Here is a 19,893-nt window from a genome sequence, read left to right as displayed (position 1 = left end):
AATGTTCAAACCAATTGAAACTATTAGCCAGAGATTAAATCCTCAGTTACGCAAAGTTGCGGTAAATACTAGTTGGCTATTTGCTGACCGCATTCTCCGTATGGGTGTAGGGCTTATTGTGGGTGTATGGGTAGCTCGTTATTTAGGAACACAGCAATTTGGTTTGTTAAACTATGCCACTGCGTTTGTAGCTTTGCTAACACCATTTGCAACTTTAGGTTTGGATAACATCGTAGTTCGTGAAATTGTACGGAACTCTTCACATAAGAATGAAATTCTTGGTACTACTTTCTTTCTCAAATTTCTTGGCGGATTTGTATTAGTTGGATTAGCACTTATTAGCATCTCCCTGCTGCGTTCAGGAGAGCAGCTAACTTACTGGGTAGTCAGTGTTTTGTCAGCTGGAGTAATTTTTCAAGCTTTTGACACAATTGATTTGCAGTTTCAGGCGCAGGTTCAATCAAAATATACGGTTATTGCTAAGAATCTAGCGTTTATTACGATCGCCTTTGTCAAAATAATTTTGATTCAAATTAATGCATCTCTAATAGCTTTTGCTTGGGTAGTTTTGGCAGAAAGCGTGTTAGGTGCAATTGGATTAGCGATCAACTACCGAGTGCAAGGATATAGCCTTTTAGCTTGGCGTTGGAGCCTTACCCGTGCGATCGCCTTACTAAAAGAAAGTTGGGCGCTGATGCTTTCGGGGCTGACAATTATGATTTATATGCGGATCGATCAGCTGATGCTAGGAGAGATGATTGACGATCGCGCCGTTGGGCTTTACTCAGCAGCGACTCGGATCTCTGAAGTCTGGTACTTTATACCGATGGCGATTTCCACTTCTGTTTTTCCAACAATCATCGAGGCGAAGGCGATAAGTGAGAGTCTTTACTATCAGCGCATAAAACAGCTATTGCGGCTGATGGTATTCTTATCCACCGCGATCGCAATACCTATGACTTTTCTATCAAAAACCTTAGTTGTAGGGTTGTTCGGTCAAGAATATATTGCAGCCAGTTCCATTCTTGCCATCCATATTTGGGCATCTCTATTCGTCTTTATGGGTGTTGCTACTTCTCCTTGGTTTATCACTGAAGGTTTGACAAAGCTTTCTTTACAAAGAACGTTGATTGGTGCGATCGCTAATGTGTTACTAAATTTTCTCTTAATTCCTACTTGCTCTGGGAATGGTGCGGCTATTGCCACAGTAATTTCTTATGCGATCGCTGCTTTTGTAGCTAACTATTTTAACAAAAACACAAAGAAAATATTTTTCATTCAAATAGACTCATTACTGATTAAATATTGGAGTAAGACAAAATGATATCACGACAATTTAAAACACTCGTACCCAGTTTTATGTATTCGGCATTTCAGGAATATAAATTGTTTATACCTAAGAGTTATTCAAATCGATCTTATTCACAAGATGGAGAAGACATGATATTAAACTCAATATTTGATTTCAAGAAAAAAGGCTTTTATGTTGATATCGGTGCTCATCATCCAAAACGTTTCTCTAATACATATTTTTTCTACAAAAAAGGCTGGTCAGGCATAAACGTTGATGCAATGCCTGGCAGTATGAAGTTTTTCAAGAAAATTAGATCAAGGGATATTAATATAGAAGCAGCAATCGCTAAAGCATCTACAGAGATGACATTTTTTATTTTTGATGATGCAGCTCTTAATACTTTTGAGCGAGATTTAGCTCAACAGAGAATTTCTCAAGGTTATAAAATTGTTAAAGAGAAAAAAATTTTTACTACGACTTTACAAGAATTGTTATCTCAAAACCTTGTAGCTACATCTCAAATAGATTTTATGTCTATTGATGTAGAAGGATTAGATTTAGAAGTTATTCAATCAAATAACTGGCAAGTTTTCAGACCTAACTATCTTTTAATTGAATGTTTGAATTTTCACATCAACAACATTCAAAGCAATGAAACGTATAAGTTCTTACGCGAACAAGGATACGATTTTTTTGCAAAAACTTGTAGAACCTTGATTTTTCAAAACTCAAAGCTTTAATTATGTCTCACTGGCAGTTACAAACTCCTATTACATTTATCATTTTCAATCGTCCTGACACTACTGCGAAAGTTTTTGAAGCGATCCGTGAAATTAAGCCTCCTAAACTGTTTGTTATTGCTGATGGACCTCGGAATAATAAATTGCATGATGTCGAAAAATGCCACAATACTCGTTTAATTATTGAACAAGTTGACTGGGATTGTGAAGTTGTCAAGAACTATTCAGATATTAACCTCGGCTGCCAGATGCGCGTTTCTAGCGGATTGAAATGGGTTTTCAGCCATGTAGAAGAGACTATAATTCTTGAAGATGATTGCCTTCCCCATCCTTCTTTTTTTCGCTATTGCGAAGAACTTCTTACTAAATACAAATGCGATTACCGAATTATGTCTATTGCTGGAGTTAACTTTCAGCAAGATCAGCAAGAAACTGAGTATAGTTATTACTTTTCTCAATTTCATGATTGCTGGGGCTGGGCAACTTGGAAACGAGCGTGGCAACACTTTGACTTCGAGATGAAGCTTTGGTCTAAAATTAAAAATAGTGGCTTGTTGAAAGACAAGTTATTTGACCGGAGAATGTTTAAACATTGGGATTATGAGTTTAGTTCCACATATAACGGACGTATCAACAGTTGGTACTACAGATGGCTATTTTCTTGCTGGATGCAAAGTGGACTTGGAATTTTTCCTAGTGTAAATTTAGTATCGAATATTGGTTTTAGTAAAGATGCAACACATACAATAATTAAAAGATCTTACTCTGACTTACCAACAGAAGCTATTGATTTTCCTATTAAACACCCTCCGTTTATTTTACGGGACATAGAAGCAGATAAACTAACTCAGAGGACGAGGTTTAACACGCCTATATCTATTCGATTACAAGCCAAGCTACAAAAAATAATTAATGATTGTATTCTGAAATAGTATTGAATCAATGATTTAATTTCGCTATTGAATTAAACTCTTGTGCCGAACATAAACAATTTTTAAATAAGTGCATGAAGAAACAAAAATCATCTTCTTTTGTAGAATTAGTTTTTTCCATTGCAGAAACTGTTTTAGTAATCTTAGCTCTATGTATTTTAATGGGAGTCGTTTTAGATAGAAGCAGAGTGGGTGTCGTTGCAGAAGATTTTGGTTCTGTGAGTCCCTTAGCACAATTAATGAATTACAGTGCTTATATCTTGGGTATTTTTCTAGGATTATCGCAATATAAGCGGATTCTAAAATTTGCTTTCAAAGATATTTTTCTATGGGTATTTATCGCTACAACTGTTCTCTCCTCAATCTGGTCAGAGAATCCTATTCTTACTATAGGACGCAGCACTGCACTTTTTGGAGTAACAATACTTGGTACTTATCTAGCCTCTCGTTATAGCTTAACTAGATTATTTCAAATACTGTGTTTATCACTAGGCATAGTAGCTATATCTAGCTTATTTTTTACATGGTTTAGCCCATCTGAAGCAATAGTAAATGATTTCGGACGTAGTTCTTGGCGCTGGCAAGGAGTACTCGCACACCCCACACACTTTGGACGTATCATGGCGCTGAGTACGGTAAGTTGGCTGCTTTGCTTGCTGAGCGTGCAGCAATATCGCATATTTAGCTGTGGCATGATCTTACTGTCGGTTATCCTTACTTTTTTATCTCATGCTGTTAGTGGATATATATCAATACTTTTTGTTGTTGCTTTAATGACAGTACTGTTGACGAGTCGCGGTCGATATCGCAATCTAGTTCTCATTACTTGGGCAGTCATAATTCCTAGTATTGTTCTAGGCTTGCTAATCAACCATAATCTGGTACTTACTTCTTTTAATCGTGACATCACCTTGACTGGACGCATACCACTCTGGATTGGTGTTTTTGAAATGATTTTTCAACAACCCTGGTTTGGATATGGATACGGTGCTTTTTGGACAGGAAATGGACCTTCTACAATTGTTTGGTTAATTGCTGGTTGGAAAGCAGCTCATGCTCATAATGCAATATTAGATATTTGGTTACAAGTAGGTTTAATAGGTTTAGTTTCTTTTTTGCTTTCATTGTTTAGGAATATTTTTAAAGCAATTGTAGAATTGAACCGATCTAATAAACTTGAATCACTACTACCTATTACTTTTTTAGTTTGCTTAATTACAATCAACTTGGTAGACTCAGGGCTTACAGCAGGCAATATTCTGTGGGCTTTATACGTATTTCTATCAACTTATTTGAGCAAACAGACTATTACAACTGTGACGGCAAGGCAAATGCAGATAAAAAAAGTATAGATCTTCTTGCTTATAAAACTGAAACTAACAATTAATTGACTAACGATTGATAATATGTATCAAACTTCAACTTTAGATCGCTACTATCACCAATCTCCACATTTAAATCGAATAGAAGGAGGTAAAAGAACTCATGTGTTTCTTGATAAAAAAAGAGCGTGTAATCTCCCATTAATTAGTATTGTTACTATAGTTAGAAATTCTGAGGAATATATAGAAAGAACTATAAAAAGCGTAATTGAACAAACTTATCAAAATCTTGAATATATTATTATTGATGGTGATTCTACTGACCAAACTTTAAATATAATCAAGAAATACAGTAATAAAATAGACTACTGGTTGAGCGAACCTGATCGAGGTATATATGATGCAATGAATAAAGGAATTGCTTTAGCATCTGGTGAAATTATCGCTGTTTTGAATGCTGGAGATTATTACCTTCCTAATACTGTAGAGTTAGTCATTGCTTTGTACCAGGCGAGTGACAAGAAACATACTCTAATAGCTGGTACTACACAAGTTACCACTAGGCATGGTGTTACGTATAATTATGTACCCATTCTAGAAAATATTGATAAACGAATGTCTGTACCACAACCATCTTTATTCATTCCAATCGAGACATATAAATGCTTTGGTTTATATTCCCTAAACTATCGGATTATAAGTGATTATGATTTTCTCCTCCGCATACATAAAAATATAAGGTTGCTTTGCATTCCACGAGTTATAACTCATATGGCACCGATGGGAGCTTCTGGTAATTATTTTGTGAAAAATATAGAATTACATCGATTGCGAGTCTCACATGGTGCTCATTATCTTTACTCTATAATGATAATGCTAATATTCTTTCTATTAAACTGCTTGCGTTTTATGCTTGAAAAAATGGGAATTTGGTGGATGGCTGAGAAAATAATTTATAAAAAGTATGATTCATAGAAATTTAAATTATATTTTATTGATATAAAAATACAGTCAGAAACTATGAAAGTTGATTTTTCAGAAATTTGTGTAGCGATCGCACATGACCAATTGTCGTTAATGGGAGGAATAGCTGGTTCAGAAAAAGTATTATTAGCACTCAGAAAATTATTTTCAGATGCACCTGTTTACACTACTCTTTATAACTCTGAAAAAATACCTGACTTTTTTAGTCAATGGGATATTCGACCTTCATTCATTCAAAAACTACCAGGTGCAAAAACTCATTATCAAATGTATTTACCGCTGATGCCAACAGCAGTGGAGCAATTAAACTTTGACGGTTATGACTTAGTTATATCAAGTCATCATTCTGTTATTAAAGGTATTATTACGCCACCAGAAACCCTACATATCTGTTACTGCCATAGCCCCATGAGGTATGCATGGGATCTATATCACCTCTATCTGAAAAATGACGTTAAGCAATGGCAAAAACCTCTAGTTCCTTGGTTAATGAATTATTTGAGAACATGGGATCGGGTGAGTGCAGATAGAGTAGACGAGTTTATTGCTAACTCACACCATGTTGCTCGACGAATTAAAAAATACTATCGTCGGGAAGCAAAAGTGATTTATCCTCCTGTCGACATTCGACGCTTTATTTCTACTAATACTAGTGAAGATTTTTACTTGATGGTCGGACGTATAGTAGCTTATAAGCGCCATGATTTAGCAATAGAAGCATTTAATAAAAATGGACGGAATTTAATTATTATTGGCGATGGACCAGAACGATCTCGCCTTGAATCTCCAGCTAAGAAAAATATTAAATTTTTAGGTCGTCAGTCTGATGATATGATTGTTGATTATATGCAACGCTGCCGAGGATTTATTTTTCCTGGGGAAGAAGATTTTGGTATAGCTCCTGTTGAGGCGATGGCTTGTGGTAAGCCCGTAATCGCTTATAAAAAAGGTGGAGCGATCGAAACAGTTGTAGAAGGAGTAACAGGAATTTTCTTTGTAGAAGCAACTGCTGATTCTCTAAATGAAGCAATTTTGGCCTTGGAAAGAGTTACTTGGTCAAGCGAACAGATTGCTACACATACTACACTCTTTTCTCAAGAGAGATTTAGTAGAGAAATCATAGATTTTCTTGAAATACAGCTAAATAGGCATCAAAAGCGTATTACAGAGTATTTTTAGTTTAAATAGATTTAGCCTCGTACTAGCGGTGGTTTAATAGAGTTGATCTATCAAGATGTTTCTAACTACAAAATCTCTTTAGATATTAATTTTAATATCAAAACTATATATAAAACATTGTTAAATCATACGGAATATAAACAAAAAATTGAGTATTTAATATTTTTTTGAGCGTATTTTGAATTTGTTAAGTGTTTCGTAGTTTAGTAGTTCTACCGAGATAAAAACTGAAATTGATTGTTTGTAAGCGTGTTTTTACAGATGTTTTTCTCATGGTCGATTGTCACTAATTGACTGAGATCGAGTTAGAGGATGATTTTACCTTAAAACTCTTTTTTCATGTTTGTGTTTTACCTTAAATTGGAATTTTTCAGTAATTTTTCTCGATTTAAAAAAAACTAAAGTTTTATAAATCAGTAATTTCTCTATTATCTTATTGCTGATACCTGCTGCTACAACAGTGAAGATTGAAAGTTTGTGTCATGGTTTTTTCAAATTTGTAACGGAGGACAAATGGCTCCTACATTCAATATCAGTGGTGCTACAATTGTCGAGGGTGAAACTACTAGCCTAGTTTTCACAATTAGCCTTTCAGAACCTCTTGCCTTTAGTCAAATCTTAAAATACAGTACAGTTAATGCTACAGCTACGAGCGGACAGGACTATACGGCTGCTAGTAATTTAACTGTCACTTTTAATCCAGGTGAAACTGTTAAGACTATTAGCATTCCCATTCTCAATGACAACATTAACGAAACAGATGAAACATTCTTAGTTAATGTTTTCATTCCTAAAGGCACTCCCCTTAATAGCGGTACTACAGACATTCTGACAGTTACTGGAGTTGGTAAACTTACTGACACTAAAGTTGCAGATATCACCACAACTTTACCTACCAACGTTGAAAATCTGGCTCTTACTAGTACTGCTAATATTAATGGCATGGGTAATGGTGGTAACAACGTTCTGACGGGTAATAGTGGCTCTAATACCCTAGAGGGACTGGCAGGTAACGATAACCTAGATGGTAAAGCAGGTACTGATACCTTAAAGGGTGGAATTGGTGACGACACTTACACCATTGATAGTACAGACACAGTTGTCGAAGATTTAAATGCAGGCATTGATACTGTTCGAGCTAACTTTAACTATTCTTTATCAACCTCAACCCCTAACGTCGAAAATCTTACCTTACTGGGAACTGAAGATCTGACTGGAACTGGTAACAGCAGCAATAATAACCTAATTGGTAACAGTGGTAACAATACCCTTGATGGTCAGGCTGGCAACGACATCCTTGATGGCAAAGCTGGCGCTGATATTTTAACAGGTGGAATTGGTGACGATACTTACGTTCTAGATAACGTAGGAGACACGGTTATTGAAGATGCCGATCCAAGTAGCGATACCATTCAAGCTAATTTCACTTACTCCTTAGCTAATCTTGCCAACGTAGAGAACTTAACTCTTTTGGGAACTAGCCAAATCGATGGCACGGGCAACAGTAGCGATAATACACTCATTGGTAATAGTAATAGCAATACTCTGACAGGTGGTGCGGGCAACGATGTTCTTAATGGTGGTGCTGGTATTGACACGCTTATAGGTGGTGTTGGAGATGATAGATACGTTCTCGATAACCCAAGCGATAATCCGATTGAATCTGACAGTAGTGGTAATGACACCGGCGGCAGAGACACCATTGAAACTGATTTCAGCTATACCCTGAAAGACAGATTTGAGACATTAGTCTTGACGGGAACTGGCAAGATTGAAGGGATAGGTAACAGCGTTGCTAATACTATAACTGGCAATAGTAGTGACAACCTCCTTGATGGTGGACTTGGTAATGATACGCTAGCTGGAGGAACTGGCAACGACATTTATATTGTTGACAACGTTGCTGATAGAGTGACTGAATACGGCGGTCAAGGCGTTGACACGATTCTGTCATCAATAAATTATGAGCGATCGCTAGATAGCAACGTTGAAAATTTAACTCTGACTGGAAGTGCTACCACTGGGGTTGGTAATACCATCAATAACATCCTTATCGGCAATAATCTCAATAACACTCTCAGTGGTGATAGCGGTAACGATACTCTTGATGGTGGAGTTGGAGCTGATAACCTCTCTGGTGGAACAAACAACGATACATATATTGTGGACAACACTGGAGATGTCGTTACGGAAAGCTCCACGTTGGCGAATGAGATTGACCTCGTACAAGCGTCAGTTTCTTATACTTTGACGAACAACGTTGAAGATTTGACTTTGACCGGAATTCATGGTGCTGGCACTGGTAATAATCTCAATAACAAGATAACTGGCAATATTGGCATCAACACTCTTAGAGGAAACGGTGGTGATGATTCTCTTTATGGAGGAGATGGAGATGACTGGCTTCTCGATGATTCTGGAAATGGAAATGATTTGCTAGATGGTGGTGCTGGCAAAGATTATCTCAAAGGCGGAGTTGGCAACGATACATATATTGTTGATAATTTCAGAGATCAAGTTGTAGAAACCTGGAGTTCTGGAGGCGATACTGGTGGCAATGACACCGTTAAGTCTTCCATCACTTATTCTCTGGGAACTAATGTTGAGAATCTCACCTTAACCGATTTAGCTAGCAACGGTACCGGCAATAGCTTGAATAACTCAGTTGTTGGTAACAACATAGCCAATACCCTTGACGGTAAAGAAGGCAACGACTACCTCGATGGTGGTGGTGGCAAAGACCTGATTATTGGTGGGCTTGGTAACGATACTCTTGATGGCAGTACGGGTGATATCGACACCTTGTATGGAGGACTGGGAGACGATACTTATTTAGTTGGTCTACCGGAAGACATAATTGTAGAAGCTGCTAATGAGGGGTTTGATACTGTCAACTCCGCAGCAACTTCCTATACTATCAGCGATAACGTTGAAAACTTAGTGCTATACCAAGGCAACATTAGTGGTACTGGTAATGATTTAGATAACAACATTTCAGTTGATAGTAGTCAGACTACTCAATATGCCAACATCATTAATGGTGGTGCAGGCAACGACACCATGTCTGGTAGGCTAGGTAATGATGTGTACTACGTTGACAGTACTGGCGATATCGTTGTTGAGTCAGCAGGAACTGATACAGGTTTTGATACTGTTCATACCTCAGTCAGTTACACGTTAACAGATAACGTAGAGAAACTTGTTCTCACTGGCTTTGATGCTCTCAATGGTATTGGTAATACTGGTAATAACGTTTTAATTGGTAATACTAGCAATAACACCCTTGAAGGTCTGGCAGGCAACGATTACCTAGATGGTGGGCTAGGCAGCGACATCATGAAAGGAGGCGACGGTGACGAATCTTATGTAGTTGATAATGCTGGAGATGTAGTAGAAGAAAATTCCAATGCGGGTGTCGATCTCGTATTTTCTTCCATCAACTACACTCTCACGACTAATGTAGAAAACTTGACTTTAACTGGAAGTGCAGACACTAACGGTACTGGAAACGATATTGATAACCTCATTTCTGGTAATAGTGGTGCTAATAGGCTTGCAGGTGATACGGGAAATGACACGCTGCTTGGCGGTGCAGGCAATGACACCCTCGTAGGTCAAGGAGCCAACGATACTTTGGTGGGTGGACTTGGAGCCGATCGCTTCGATTACAATACTGGTGCTGCCTTCTCTACATTTGATATCGGTGTCGATATTATTAGCGATTTCAAGACCAGCGAATTAGACAAAATTGTCCTCGGCAAAATAACCTTCGGACTTACCAGCAATGTTGGTAATGGATTCAGTTCTGCTGGAGAGTTTGCATCAGTTAGTACGGATGCTGCTGCTAAAAGTAGTACTTCAAAAATCGTATACAGCTTAGAAACTGGAAATTTGTTCTACAACCCAGATCTAGGCGTATTAGGAGGAGAGTCAGCCGTCGCTCAGCTCTCTGGTAAACCTACTCTCAGTGCCAACGATTTTATCATTGCCTAAGTGAGTTCTGGCTAGCCTAACGTTAAGCTTGACTGCAAAATAGGGGTGCGTGAATTGCTGCGCACCTCTAATGCATATCTTCTCATTCTACATACTTGAATTCACCGAATTTATTGATAAATCGTTTATCTAAAAGTAAAAATTTTCCGTATATTTGCTGCACTAAAAAATAACTAAGTAGCTCTACTATTATTTTATAGTTCATGTATATATTAAAGATAATCGATTTCGATTGAGATGAAAGCTTAAATTCAATGCCAATCAAGTGATTTGATTTAATTAATAGTTATACAAATTTTCTTTCATCATTTGAACTAATCAGAGTATCTGATATTGAACACAGCAATTTTTATTCTTAGATCGAATTCACCAATTTTAGCTCAGTATTTATAGATTATGACATCTACTACTGTTTTACACAATCAGTACGACCGGGATTTACGCGCTCCACTATTTAGCCAACTCGGAAAGAGAATAGGTCAACGCTGGAGAAGACTGATTACATTATTGCTGTTCGATATTGGTGCTTTAATGATATCCTGGCAAGTGACAGCGAGTTTTGACAATCCTTTTTATTTACTTAATGGCAATCAAAATGGGTTACTCGCGATCGCCACAATTATTGCATTTCAAATTAGTTTATTAGCTTCAAAAGAGCTATATCAAGCAGGGGACAAGCGCCGAGATTATATTAATATTGCTAAAACTCTGACACTTGCCCATTTACTACTATTATTTACCATCTTCTTTTTTCAAAGCTCAACTCCTATTTCCCGCCAATCTTTTATCCTTTCTGGAGTTTTAAGTGTTGCTTTGGTCTGTAGCTTCAGATATAGTATAGATATCACCATTGAAAACTTACGTCAACAAGGTTTTCTTCGTTACCCTATATATTTAATCTCTAAGCTCGAAGATAAAACTTCAGCTATCAAGTTATTAGAAAGCGAACGAAGATATTATTTTGCCGGCTGGGCAGATATTAATAATATAAATGAACAAGAGATAGTACTAAAAGATCTTTACAGGTTAAAAGTATCTGACGTTTTTATCTACTCTTGGAAATCTATAAATTCTCAACCTCTTTTCTATCTTAAACTGAAAAATGCAGGAATTAATGTATATATTCTGCCTACAAGATTACAAGTTGTCGAGCAAAACATTAAGTTGAGATTTTTGGGTAAAATCCCTACTTTTGAACTCAGTTCTTACTTAACGACGGGTAGCGATTTTTTAATTAAAAGATGCTTTGACTTTATTTTCGCTACCGCACTTATTTTAATCTTAATCCCAGTTTATTTATTGATATCGTTGCTAATTGCCATAGATTCATCTGGCTCTATTTTTTATAAACAGAATCGTATGGGATTGCATGGCAAAACTTTCCAAATTTGGAAATTCAGAACAATGAAAACTGATGCCGAGCGATCGCAAAAGAGTATAGAGTTCAGTCATCAGTGGAAAGATGGTGCTTTGTTTCAAATAGAAAACGATCCGCGGATTACTCGTATAGGCAAATTTTTGAGGCGCTACAGCTTAGACGAGCTACCACAACTATTCAATGTCGTGCGCGGTGAGATGAGCCTAGTTGGACCGCGACCAGTCCCAAATTCAGATGTAGAGAAATTTGCCGATCGCCATTTTATCCGCTACCAAGTTTTACCTGGTATGACTGGTTTATGGCAAGTTAGTCGGTCTAATAGTGATGATTATGAAATCGATAAGGTCGTCAGTCTAGATATCAAGTATATGGAAAACTGGTCGCTGTGGTTAGATATCCAAATCCTACTCAAAACGATCGCGGTAGTGCTAAGTCACAAAGGTGCGTACTAACGTAAGTCAAAAGTTAAAAGGCAAAAGTCAAAATTTCTGGAACCGATCGTGGAAAGTGGTGCGATCGCGCCGATCGTGTAAGTTCAATGCGTGGCGACTGAGGATTGCGATCGAGGCGTTAAGCATGATGTTTCTAGTTTACCAATCCTAAAACATCGTCTCAAACTGCTCAGACAAAGGTAATTGTGCGATACCATCCAAAAAGTAGTCGGCATTACACCTGAATGTGAGTTATGGAACCAGATTTACTAACCGAGGTTATTCTGACGCATCCGCGTCAGTCCCTCGGCAAAGTTATGCTTGATTGGACTCCCCAACCAGGGAACTATTTAGATTTAGAAGGAAAAACCTACGCTGTTTTAGAACGCCGCCACCGCTATCAATTGAAAGCGGGGCGTTATCGTTTAAATAAGATTGCGCTTTACGTACAGTCAGCGGCGCGACCAGCAGAGAAAAGTTTTGTAGAGGGACGCTGGGTGATTGGCGATGCTAGCTGTCGCTTCAACGCCCATTCCGAGTTAATCCGTTGTGCGGTAAATCCAGAGGGACCTTGCGATCGCTGTCGCTATTATGAAACCCATATGTAGAAAAGCAAAATCTTGCACCTCTACAAGAATACCTCACCCACAGTTAAGCGATTGCCGTTGACAAAATCCCAGCCTGACTGAGGGCGTTTTCCGGCTGGCTGGACTTCTCGTAACAATAATAAACCCGCACCAGTTTGAATGATAGCTCCTATGCCCTTAACAATCTGGACGATTTCCCCAGGACTGCGATCGCTTGACAAATTAGAAAATTTATGTGTTAACTGCTGCAAGTCTGGTGAGAGCTGCGACGTATAGGCAGCATCGAGAGGTACAGTAGCAAGTATTTTGAGAGCGCGATCGCGAAAGGTAGCCGTGCAATTGGGATAGAAGCCCCTAATTTGATTGTGTAAGGCGATCGCAGTTTTTGACCAATCGAGGGCATAGTTCTCTTTCTTAATCAAAGGTGCGTAGGTTGCTTCGTCATTATCTTGAGGAATGGGTTCAATTTCCTGACTTGCTAATTGCAACAGCGTTTCTATCAATAAATCTGCCCCCAACGTTGATAGTCTGACTGCTAACTCGTAGGCATTATCTAGGATATGAATCGGCGTATATGCTTTCAGTAGCATTGCCCCCGTATCCATCCCCGCATCCATTAACATTGTCGTAATTCCGGTTTCCGTCTCGCCGTTATACAAACACCACTGTATGGGTGCAGCACCGCGATATTTGGGTAAAATCGAGCCATGCACGTTAATACAACCCAAGCGTGGCAGATCGAGAATCTGCTGCGAAAGAATTTGTCCGTAGGCAGCAACCACAAAAAAATCTGCCCCAGACTGTTCTAGTAAATTCAGAGTTTCAGCATCCTTTTTCACCCTTGAAGGTTGCCACACCGGTATTTGTCGTGCTGTCGCCACACTTTTTACTGGTGAGGGTGTTAATTCATTGCCTCGCCCTCTACGTTTATCTGGTTGAGTGACAACCGCCACCACGTCAAATTCTGGATGATTGAGTAGCTTTTCTAGAGTTGGAACGGCAAATTCGGGAGTACCGAAGAAGATGATTTTCATTCGGAAGTCAAGGGTAAAAGTAAATTATGTCGTGGTTTGCACGACATAATTTACAATTTATTTCATCGGCTTAAATAGCGGCTTGCCATTTGCATTGCATCGGCTATATCCACATCCCCATCGCGATCGGCATCTAGAAAAGCGTTGAGGACGGGATTAGCGCCGCCTTGGGGGTTTTGAGTCTGATTCCCAGATTGCAGCAAATTTAATACTATTGGCACGAGTACGGGTAGCATCTGCTGGATCGAACCCAAATTCATTCCTGTCATCTGGGCAATTTGTTGGATCAGTTGTTGCTGTTGGTTAGAAGAAAACAGAGTATTAACAGCTTGAGGGCTGGGTTCCGTACCGCTATATTGGTTGACGATCGCCCGTGCTTGTGCTTCGCCATTAACAGCACGTTGTTGTTGTAAAGACGAGCGCACCTGACCGCCCACTAATGACAATACTGATTGTAGGGTAGAAGGGTCTGCACCAGTATTGTTGCTGAGCTGTTGGATCGTGTTGACAATGGCACCAATTTGACCTGCGCTACCAGCTTGGTTAGAGTTACCGACTGCACTGACGATTTGATCGAAGAGTCCCATTTACTCTAATCCTCCATTTAACATCTCCATAATGTCTAATACCATGAATTGGGAAGTCGTAAGTCGTAAGTCGTAAGTCGGAATTAACTGATAACTGATAACTGACAACTGATAACTGATAACTGAATAACTAACAACGTACAATAGTTCTTTGTCTGATTTGAATTGCAGGGGACTGGGAACTATGGCACGTTTGGCGCTGCTGAGTGTATCTGATAAAACAGGGCTGATCGATTTTGCCCGTAGTTTGGTAGAAGAATTTGGTTTTGAAATTGTGAGCAGCGGCGGAACGGCTCAAGCCATTAAAGCAGCAGGAGTACCAGTGACTAAAGTTGCAGATTACACTGGTTCGCCGGAAATTCTCGGTGGGCGCGTCAAAACTCTTCACCCTCGGATTCATGGTGGCATTTTAGCACGGCGGGATGTCCCGCAGGACGTGACAGATCTAGAGGCTAACAATATCCGCCCTTTCGATCTGGTGGCAGTCAATCTCTATCCCTTCGAGCAAACGATCGCCAAGCCTGACGTGAGTTTAGCAGAAGCAGTAGAACAAATCGATATTGGTGGTCCCGCGATGATTCGGGCAGCGGCTAAGAATTTTGCTCATTTAACCGTATTGTGCGAGCCAGCAATGTATGCAACATATTTGCAGGAATTACGCCAACAGGGGGAAATCTCATTTGAATTCCGCGCCGCCTGCGCCCAAAAAGCTTTTTGGCATACATCGAATTACGATCGCGCGATCGCTTCTTTTTTAGGGAGTCAGGAGTCGGTAGGGGCGGGTTTAGAAACCCGCCCGTACGGGAGTCAGGAAGAACTACCTAAAAGATTTACACTGATAGGAGAACAAGTTCAAGCTTTGCGCTATGGGGAGAATCCGCATCAGCCTGCGGCTTGGTATCAGACGGGAACGACAGCAACGGGTTGGGCGGCAGCGACTAAACTTCAAGGTAAGGAATTAAGTTATAACAATTTAGTCGATCTTGAAGCTGCAAGGCGAATCATTGCGGAATTTACCGATATCCCCGCAGCGACAATTATTAAACATACAAATCCTTGCGGTACGGCATTGGGAAATACAATTTCCGAAGCTTATGAAAAGGCTTTTAATGCTGATTCAGTTTCAGCTTTTGGGGGAATTGTTGCTTTAAATCGGGCGATTGATGCAGCTACGGCTACAGCTTTAACAAAAACATTTTTAGAATGCGTTGTTGCTCCAGAATGCGAACCAGAAGCACGGGAAATTCTGGCGAGTAAATCTAAAGTTAGGGTTTTGCTGTTACCAGAATTAGGCACGGGTGCAAAGGAAACAGTAAAAGTTATTGCTGGTGGTTTCTTAGTACAAGCATCTGACGATATGGTTGCCGATCCTAAGCAGTGGCAAATGGTGACAGAAAAACAACCAACTCCAGCCCAGTTAGAAGAATTACTATTTGCTTGGAAGGTGTGCAAGCACGTCAAATCAAATGCCATTGTCGTGACCCGCGATCGCGCTACCATTGGTGTAGGTGCGGGACAGATGAATCGTGTCGGTTCGGTACAAATTGCCTTAGAACAAGCTGGAGAAAAAGCTCAAGGTGCAGTACTGGCTAGCGATGGGTTTTTTCCTTTTGATGATTCAGTCAAGACAGCCGCCGCTGCTGGCATAACTGCGATCGTTCAACCAGGTGGAAGTCTTAGGGACGCAGATTCAGTTAAGGCAGCAAATGAATTGGGAATTGTGATGGTGTTGACAGGTGTAAGGTATTTTTTGCATTAAGTCACTAACCATTCGGAAATACCCCGTATGGATTGCGTAAACACCGATCTTGCATCCCATGTCAGTATTTCTACAATGACCGTATAGGGAGGCAGGAGCTAGGAATAGCTCTGATGGTTAGTAGATTTCAAGAGGAGGGGAGAGTAACGGATGCAACCCACTAATCCCAATCAATTTACCGAAAAAGCCTGGGAAGCGATCGCCCATACCCCAGATATTGCTAAAGCCGTTCCCCAGCAGCAAATTGAAAGCGAACACTTAATGAAGGCGCTGCTGGAACAAGAAGGGCTGGCAACTAGTATTTTCAATAAAGTTGGCGTTAATGTCACGAAGTTACGCGAGTCTCTTTCAGAGAGGCTGCGCCAACGCACCGAGCAATTTATTCAACGTCAGCCTAAACTTTCTGGTAGCGTTAGCTCTGTCTATCTGGGACGCAGCCTCGATACCCTATTAGATAGAGCCGATGCTTACCGTCAGGAATTTGCTGACGAATACATTTCGATCGAGCATTTGTTGTTAGCCTACGCTAAGGACGATCGCTTCGGTAGGAGTTTATTTCAAGAGTTTGGGTTAGACGAAAACAAACTAAAAAATACGATAAAACAAGTGCGTGGAAATCAGAAAGTGACCGACCAAAACCCAGAAGGCAAATACGAAGCACTCGAAAAGTACGGACGCGACTTAACGGAAGCGGCTCGTCAAGGTAAGCTCGATCCCGTCATCGGACGAGATGATGAAATTCGCCGCACGATTCAGATTTTGTCTCGCCGTACCAAAAACAACCCCGTACTGATTGGCGAACCTGGTGTGGGTAAAACTGCGATCGCCGAAGGACTAGCGCAGCGGATTGTCGCTGGTGACGTACCCCAGTCGCTCAAAGACCGCAAGTTAATCGCCTTAGATATGGGAGCATTAATTGCCGGGGCAAAGTTTCGGGGTGAATTTGAAGAACGCTTGAAAGCGGTATTGAAAGAAGTTACCGAGTCTAGAGGTAATATCGTCCTATTTATCGACGAAATCCATACTGTTGTCGGTGCGGGTGCTACCCAAGGGGCGATGGATGCGGGAAACTTGCTCAAACCAATGCTAGCGCGGGGCGAACTGCGTTGTATTGGGGCGACGACTTTGGATGAATACCGCAAATATATTGAGAAAGATGCGGCGTTGGAACGGCGATTCCAACAAGTTTATGTCGATCAACCCAGCGTAGAAGATACAATTTCAATTCTGCGCGGTTTGAAAGAACGGTATGAAGTCCACCACGGGGTGAGAATTTCCGATTCTGCTGTGGTTGCAGCGGCTACTTTGTCAAATCGGTATATTAGCGATCGCTTTTTACCCGATAAAGCGATCGACTTGGTAGACGAGGCGGCGGCGCGGTTGAAGATGGAAATTACCTCGAAGCCGGAAGAATTAGACGAGATCGATCGCAAGATTTTGCAATTAGAAATGGAACGCTTATCTTTAGAAAAAGAAAGCGATCCGGCTTCGCGAGAAAGATTGGGACGGCTAGAAAAAGAAGTTGCCGATCTCAAGGAAGAACAAGCGGCGCTTAACGCTCAATGGCAGTCTGAAAAGGATGTGATCGATAAAATCCAGTCTGTCAAAGAAGAGATCGATCGCGTCAACGTCGAAATTCAGCAAGCAGAAAGAGATTACGATCTCAATAAAGCGGCAGAATTAAAATACGGCAAATTGACCGATTTGCATCGACAATTGCAAGCCGCTGAAAGTCAGTTAACCCAAACGCAAACAACAGGTAAATCGCTGCTACGGGAGGAAGTTACCGAAGCCGATATTGCCGAAGTTATTTCTAAGTGGACGGGTATTCCGATCAGTAAGTTAGTTGAAACTGAGAAAGAGAAACTACTCAACTTAGAAGACGAATTGCACGATCGCGTCATCGGGCAAAATGAAGCAGTGACAGCTGTAGCTGATGCGATTCAGCGATCGCGTGCTGGTTTAGCCGATCCGAATCGTCCGATTGCTAGTTTTATTTTCCTCGGTCCCACGGGCGTAGGCAAGACTGAACTCGCCAAGGCTTTAGCCGCATACCTATTCGACACCGAAGAGGCGTTGGTACGGATCGATATGTCGGAGTACATGGAGAAACACGCCGTATCACGTTTGATTGGTGCGCCTCCTGGTTACGTAGGTTATGACGAAGGGGGACAACTGACTGAAGCGATTCGCCGTCGTCCGTATTCTGTAGTGCTATTTGACGAAATCGAAAAAGCACACCCAGATGTCTTCAACGTCATGCTGCAAATTTTAGATGACGGTAGGGTGACAGATGCTCAAGGTCATACGGTGGATTTCAAGAATACCATTGTGATTATGACCAGCAACATCGGTTCGCAATACATTTTAGATATTGCCGGAGATGACTCGCGCTATGAAGAAATGCGCAGTCGAGTGATGGAAGCGATGCGCAATAGTTTCCGTCCAGAATTCCTCAACCGAATTGACGAGATTATTATTTTCCACGCCCTACAGCTACAGGAATTGCGGCAGATTGTCAAGTTACAAATTCAGCGATTGGAGCAAAGACTGGGCGATCGCAAGATGTCGTTGCGGCTTTCCGATGCTGCTTTAGATTTCTTGGCAGAGGTAGGTTACGATCCCGTGTTTGGTGCGCGTCCGTTAAAACGAGCAATTCAGCGCGAATTGGAAACGCAAATTGCTAAGTCAATTCTGCGGAATGAATTCAACGACGGCGACACGATCTTTGTCGATGTGGAAAACGAACGCCTTGCTTTTAAGCGTTTGCCCGTGGAGATCTTAACGACACAATCTAATTAGTTTTTAGGTGGGTAAATGCCCACCTATTTTTTTACACTCGTTGTATGAGGTCGAGTTTTTGTCTGTAAATTACTGCTCCCTGCTCCCTACTCCCTACTCCCTGTTTGGCGATCGCCATTAGCTTTCAGGCGTGGCATAGTGAATGATGGCAAGAAAGCGAATCGGTAGCTCGATCAGTTTTTCAGGACCGTGAGGAATATCACCGCGAAAAGTTAATGCGTCACCAGGTTCTAACAAATAAGTTGATTGTCCGTGACGGTATTCCAGCTTGCCTTCTAGCATATAAATGAATTCAACCCCAGGATGCTCAAAGGTGGGAAACACTTCCGAAGCGTCATCCATAGCGATCAGAAAAGGCTCGAATAGTTTTGTCGAACCGCGATCGTATGCCAGCAATTGATAGGTATGTCCTCGCTTCGTGCCGCGACGCACGACTTCCATCCCTTCACCGTTTTTCACCAGCTGGGCGCTGCCCGTGGGTACGTCGTAATTGCGAAAGAAGGCTGACAGGGAAATACCTAAAGCACGAGCAATTTTCGTCAATGTTTCCAAACTCGTAGCAGTTTGAGCGTTTTCAATCTTGGACAACATCCCCCGCGAAATTCCTGTCTGTTCCGAAATTTCGGCAATAGTGAGTCCGAGTTTTTGGCGCATTTCGCGAATCGTACTGCCAATGTAGCGTTCGAGCGGATCGACGGCTGGGACTTCGGAACGCTCCAGCCCGTTTGCTGTGGCATCTGTCATGCGCTTACCTCACAGTATGGGAGCAGTATGGAGAAACAGCGCTGGCTACCATTTCACCCTGCATCGTCTTGAATCATAGCAGGAAACTTTGTTGACACCCAGAAATCTTTGATGCATGATATTCAGC

General features: G+C 40.8%; 15 protein-coding genes. 11 read left to right on the top strand and 4 right to left on the bottom strand.

Annotated elements, in window-relative coordinates:
- The first annotated feature begins 1 nt into the window (after position 1).
- The 9 genes from QH73_RS26300 to QH73_RS26255 all read left to right on the top strand — a co-directional run bounded on the left by QH73_RS26300 (position 2) and on the right by QH73_RS26255 (position 12,861).
- Positions 2 to 1,324: a flippase gene (locus QH73_RS26300; protein WP_039713758.1), complete on the top strand. Its 1,323-nt coding sequence runs from the start codon at positions 2 to 4 to the stop codon at positions 1,322 to 1,324.
- 35 nt (positions 1,325 to 1,359) lie between these two features.
- On the top strand, positions 1,360 to 2,034 hold the full coding sequence (locus QH73_RS26295; protein WP_236147184.1) for an FkbM family methyltransferase: 675 nt from the start codon (positions 1,360 to 1,362) through the stop codon (positions 2,032 to 2,034).
- Between the two features lie 2 nt (positions 2,035 to 2,036).
- Positions 2,037 to 2,966, top strand: coding sequence for a hemolytic protein HlpA (locus tag QH73_RS26290; RefSeq protein ID WP_039713760.1), 930 nt, complete (start codon positions 2,037 to 2,039; stop codon positions 2,964 to 2,966).
- A gap of 74 nt (positions 2,967 to 3,040) precedes the next feature.
- A complete protein-coding gene (locus tag QH73_RS26285) occupies positions 3,041 to 4,318 on the top strand; it encodes an O-antigen ligase family protein (RefSeq protein ID WP_039713761.1) in 1,278 nt (425 codons plus the stop codon).
- A gap of 54 nt (positions 4,319 to 4,372) precedes the next feature.
- Positions 4,373 to 5,263, top strand: a complete 891-nt coding sequence (locus QH73_RS26280) for a glycosyltransferase family 2 protein (protein WP_132867258.1) — start codon at positions 4,373 to 4,375, stop codon at positions 5,261 to 5,263.
- Between the two features lie 45 nt (positions 5,264 to 5,308).
- A complete protein-coding gene (locus tag QH73_RS26275; protein WP_201278355.1) occupies positions 5,309 to 6,451 on the top strand; it encodes a glycosyltransferase in 1,143 nt (380 codons plus the stop codon).
- A 513-nt stretch (positions 6,452 to 6,964) separates the two neighbouring features.
- Positions 6,965 to 10,444 (top strand): beta strand repeat-containing protein, encoded by a 3,480-nt coding sequence (locus tag QH73_RS26270; protein ID WP_052289792.1) that lies wholly within the window; start codon positions 6,965 to 6,967, stop codon positions 10,442 to 10,444.
- Positions 10,445 to 10,840: 396 nt separating this feature from the next.
- Positions 10,841 to 12,274 carry a sugar transferase gene (locus QH73_RS26265; RefSeq protein ID WP_039713763.1) on the top strand — a complete coding sequence of 478 codons (1,434 nt, stop codon included), beginning with the start codon at positions 10,841 to 10,843 and terminating at the stop codon, positions 12,272 to 12,274.
- Positions 12,275 to 12,507: 233 nt separating this feature from the next.
- A complete protein-coding gene (locus tag QH73_RS26255) occupies positions 12,508 to 12,861 on the top strand; it encodes a DUF6464 family protein (RefSeq protein WP_015156599.1) in 354 nt (117 codons plus the stop codon).
- 20 nt (positions 12,862 to 12,881) lie between these two features.
- Here QH73_RS26255 and fmt read toward each other — a convergent pair whose 3' ends face one another.
- The 3 genes from fmt to QH73_RS26240 all read right to left on the bottom strand — a co-directional run bounded on the left by fmt (position 12,882) and on the right by QH73_RS26240 (position 14,605).
- Positions 12,882 to 13,874 (bottom strand): methionyl-tRNA formyltransferase, encoded by a 993-nt coding sequence (gene fmt, locus QH73_RS26250; RefSeq protein ID WP_039713764.1) that lies wholly within the window; start codon positions 13,872 to 13,874, stop codon positions 12,882 to 12,884.
- 62 nt (positions 13,875 to 13,936) lie between these two features.
- The gene (locus QH73_RS26245; RefSeq protein WP_039713765.1) at positions 13,937 to 14,461 is read right to left on the bottom strand and encodes a DUF937 domain-containing protein; all 525 of its coding nucleotides are present in this window, start codon (positions 14,459 to 14,461) and stop codon (positions 13,937 to 13,939) included.
- Positions 14,462 to 14,605, bottom strand: coding sequence for a hypothetical protein (locus QH73_RS26240; protein WP_165587789.1), 144 nt, complete (start codon positions 14,603 to 14,605; stop codon positions 14,462 to 14,464). It abuts the gene before it with no gap.
- Positions 14,606 to 14,645: 40 nt separating this feature from the next.
- Between QH73_RS26240 and purH the strand changes: the two genes are divergently transcribed.
- Positions 14,646 to 16,220 carry a bifunctional phosphoribosylaminoimidazolecarboxamide formyltransferase/IMP cyclohydrolase gene (purH, locus tag QH73_RS26235; RefSeq protein ID WP_039713766.1) on the top strand — a complete coding sequence of 525 codons (1,575 nt, stop codon included), beginning with the start codon at positions 14,646 to 14,648 and terminating at the stop codon, positions 16,218 to 16,220.
- 150 nt (positions 16,221 to 16,370) lie between these two features.
- A complete protein-coding gene (gene clpB / locus QH73_RS26230; RefSeq protein WP_039713767.1) occupies positions 16,371 to 19,022 on the top strand; it encodes an ATP-dependent chaperone ClpB in 2,652 nt (883 codons plus the stop codon).
- 117 nt (positions 19,023 to 19,139) lie between these two features.
- On the opposite strand, the gene QH73_RS26225 is transcribed toward clpB, so the two are convergent.
- On the bottom strand, positions 19,140 to 19,766 hold the full coding sequence (locus QH73_RS26225) for a helix-turn-helix domain-containing protein (protein ID WP_052289793.1): 627 nt from the start codon (positions 19,764 to 19,766) through the stop codon (positions 19,140 to 19,142).
- Between the last annotated feature and the right edge of the window lie 127 nt (positions 19,767 to 19,893).

This window comes from Scytonema millei VB511283 (assembly GCF_000817735.3).
Taxonomy (GTDB): Bacteria; Cyanobacteriota; Cyanobacteriia; order Cyanobacteriales; family Chroococcidiopsidaceae; genus Chroococcidiopsis; species Chroococcidiopsis millei_B.
Note: the sequence above shows the minus strand (reverse complement) of the source record. Positions and strands in the feature narration are given on the sequence as shown.

Bases quoted from the DNA above. Each gene is read 5' to 3' on its own strand.
- QH73_RS26255 (WP_015156599.1), top strand. From the start codon at position 12,508: ATGGAACCAGATTTACTAACCGAGGTTATTCTGACGCATCCGCGTCAG.
- QH73_RS26300 (WP_039713758.1), top strand. From the start codon at position 2: ATGTTCAAACCAATTGAAACTATTAGCCAGAGATTAAATCCTCAGTTA.
- QH73_RS26245 (WP_039713765.1), bottom strand. From the start codon at position 14,461: ATGGGACTCTTCGATCAAATCGTCAGTGCAGTCGGTAACTCTAACCAA.
- QH73_RS26295 (WP_236147184.1), top strand. From the start codon at position 1,360: ATGTATTCGGCATTTCAGGAATATAAATTGTTTATACCTAAGAGTTAT.
- QH73_RS26265 (WP_039713763.1), top strand. From the start codon at position 10,841: ATGACATCTACTACTGTTTTACACAATCAGTACGACCGGGATTTACGC.
- QH73_RS26270 (WP_052289792.1), top strand. From the start codon at position 6,965: ATGGCTCCTACATTCAATATCAGTGGTGCTACAATTGTCGAGGGTGAA.
- purH (WP_039713766.1), top strand. From the start codon at position 14,646: ATGGCACGTTTGGCGCTGCTGAGTGTATCTGATAAAACAGGGCTGATC.
- clpB (WP_039713767.1), top strand. From the start codon at position 16,371: ATGCAACCCACTAATCCCAATCAATTTACCGAAAAAGCCTGGGAAGCG.
- QH73_RS26285 (WP_039713761.1), top strand. From the start codon at position 3,041: ATGAAGAAACAAAAATCATCTTCTTTTGTAGAATTAGTTTTTTCCATT.
- fmt (WP_039713764.1), bottom strand. From the start codon at position 13,874: ATGAAAATCATCTTCTTCGGTACTCCCGAATTTGCCGTTCCAACTCTA.
- QH73_RS26290 (WP_039713760.1), top strand. From the start codon at position 2,037: ATGTCTCACTGGCAGTTACAAACTCCTATTACATTTATCATTTTCAAT.
- QH73_RS26280 (WP_132867258.1), top strand. From the start codon at position 4,373: ATGTATCAAACTTCAACTTTAGATCGCTACTATCACCAATCTCCACAT.
- QH73_RS26225 (WP_052289793.1), bottom strand. From the start codon at position 19,766: ATGACAGATGCCACAGCAAACGGGCTGGAGCGTTCCGAAGTCCCAGCC.
- QH73_RS26275 (WP_201278355.1), top strand. From the start codon at position 5,309: ATGAAAGTTGATTTTTCAGAAATTTGTGTAGCGATCGCACATGACCAA.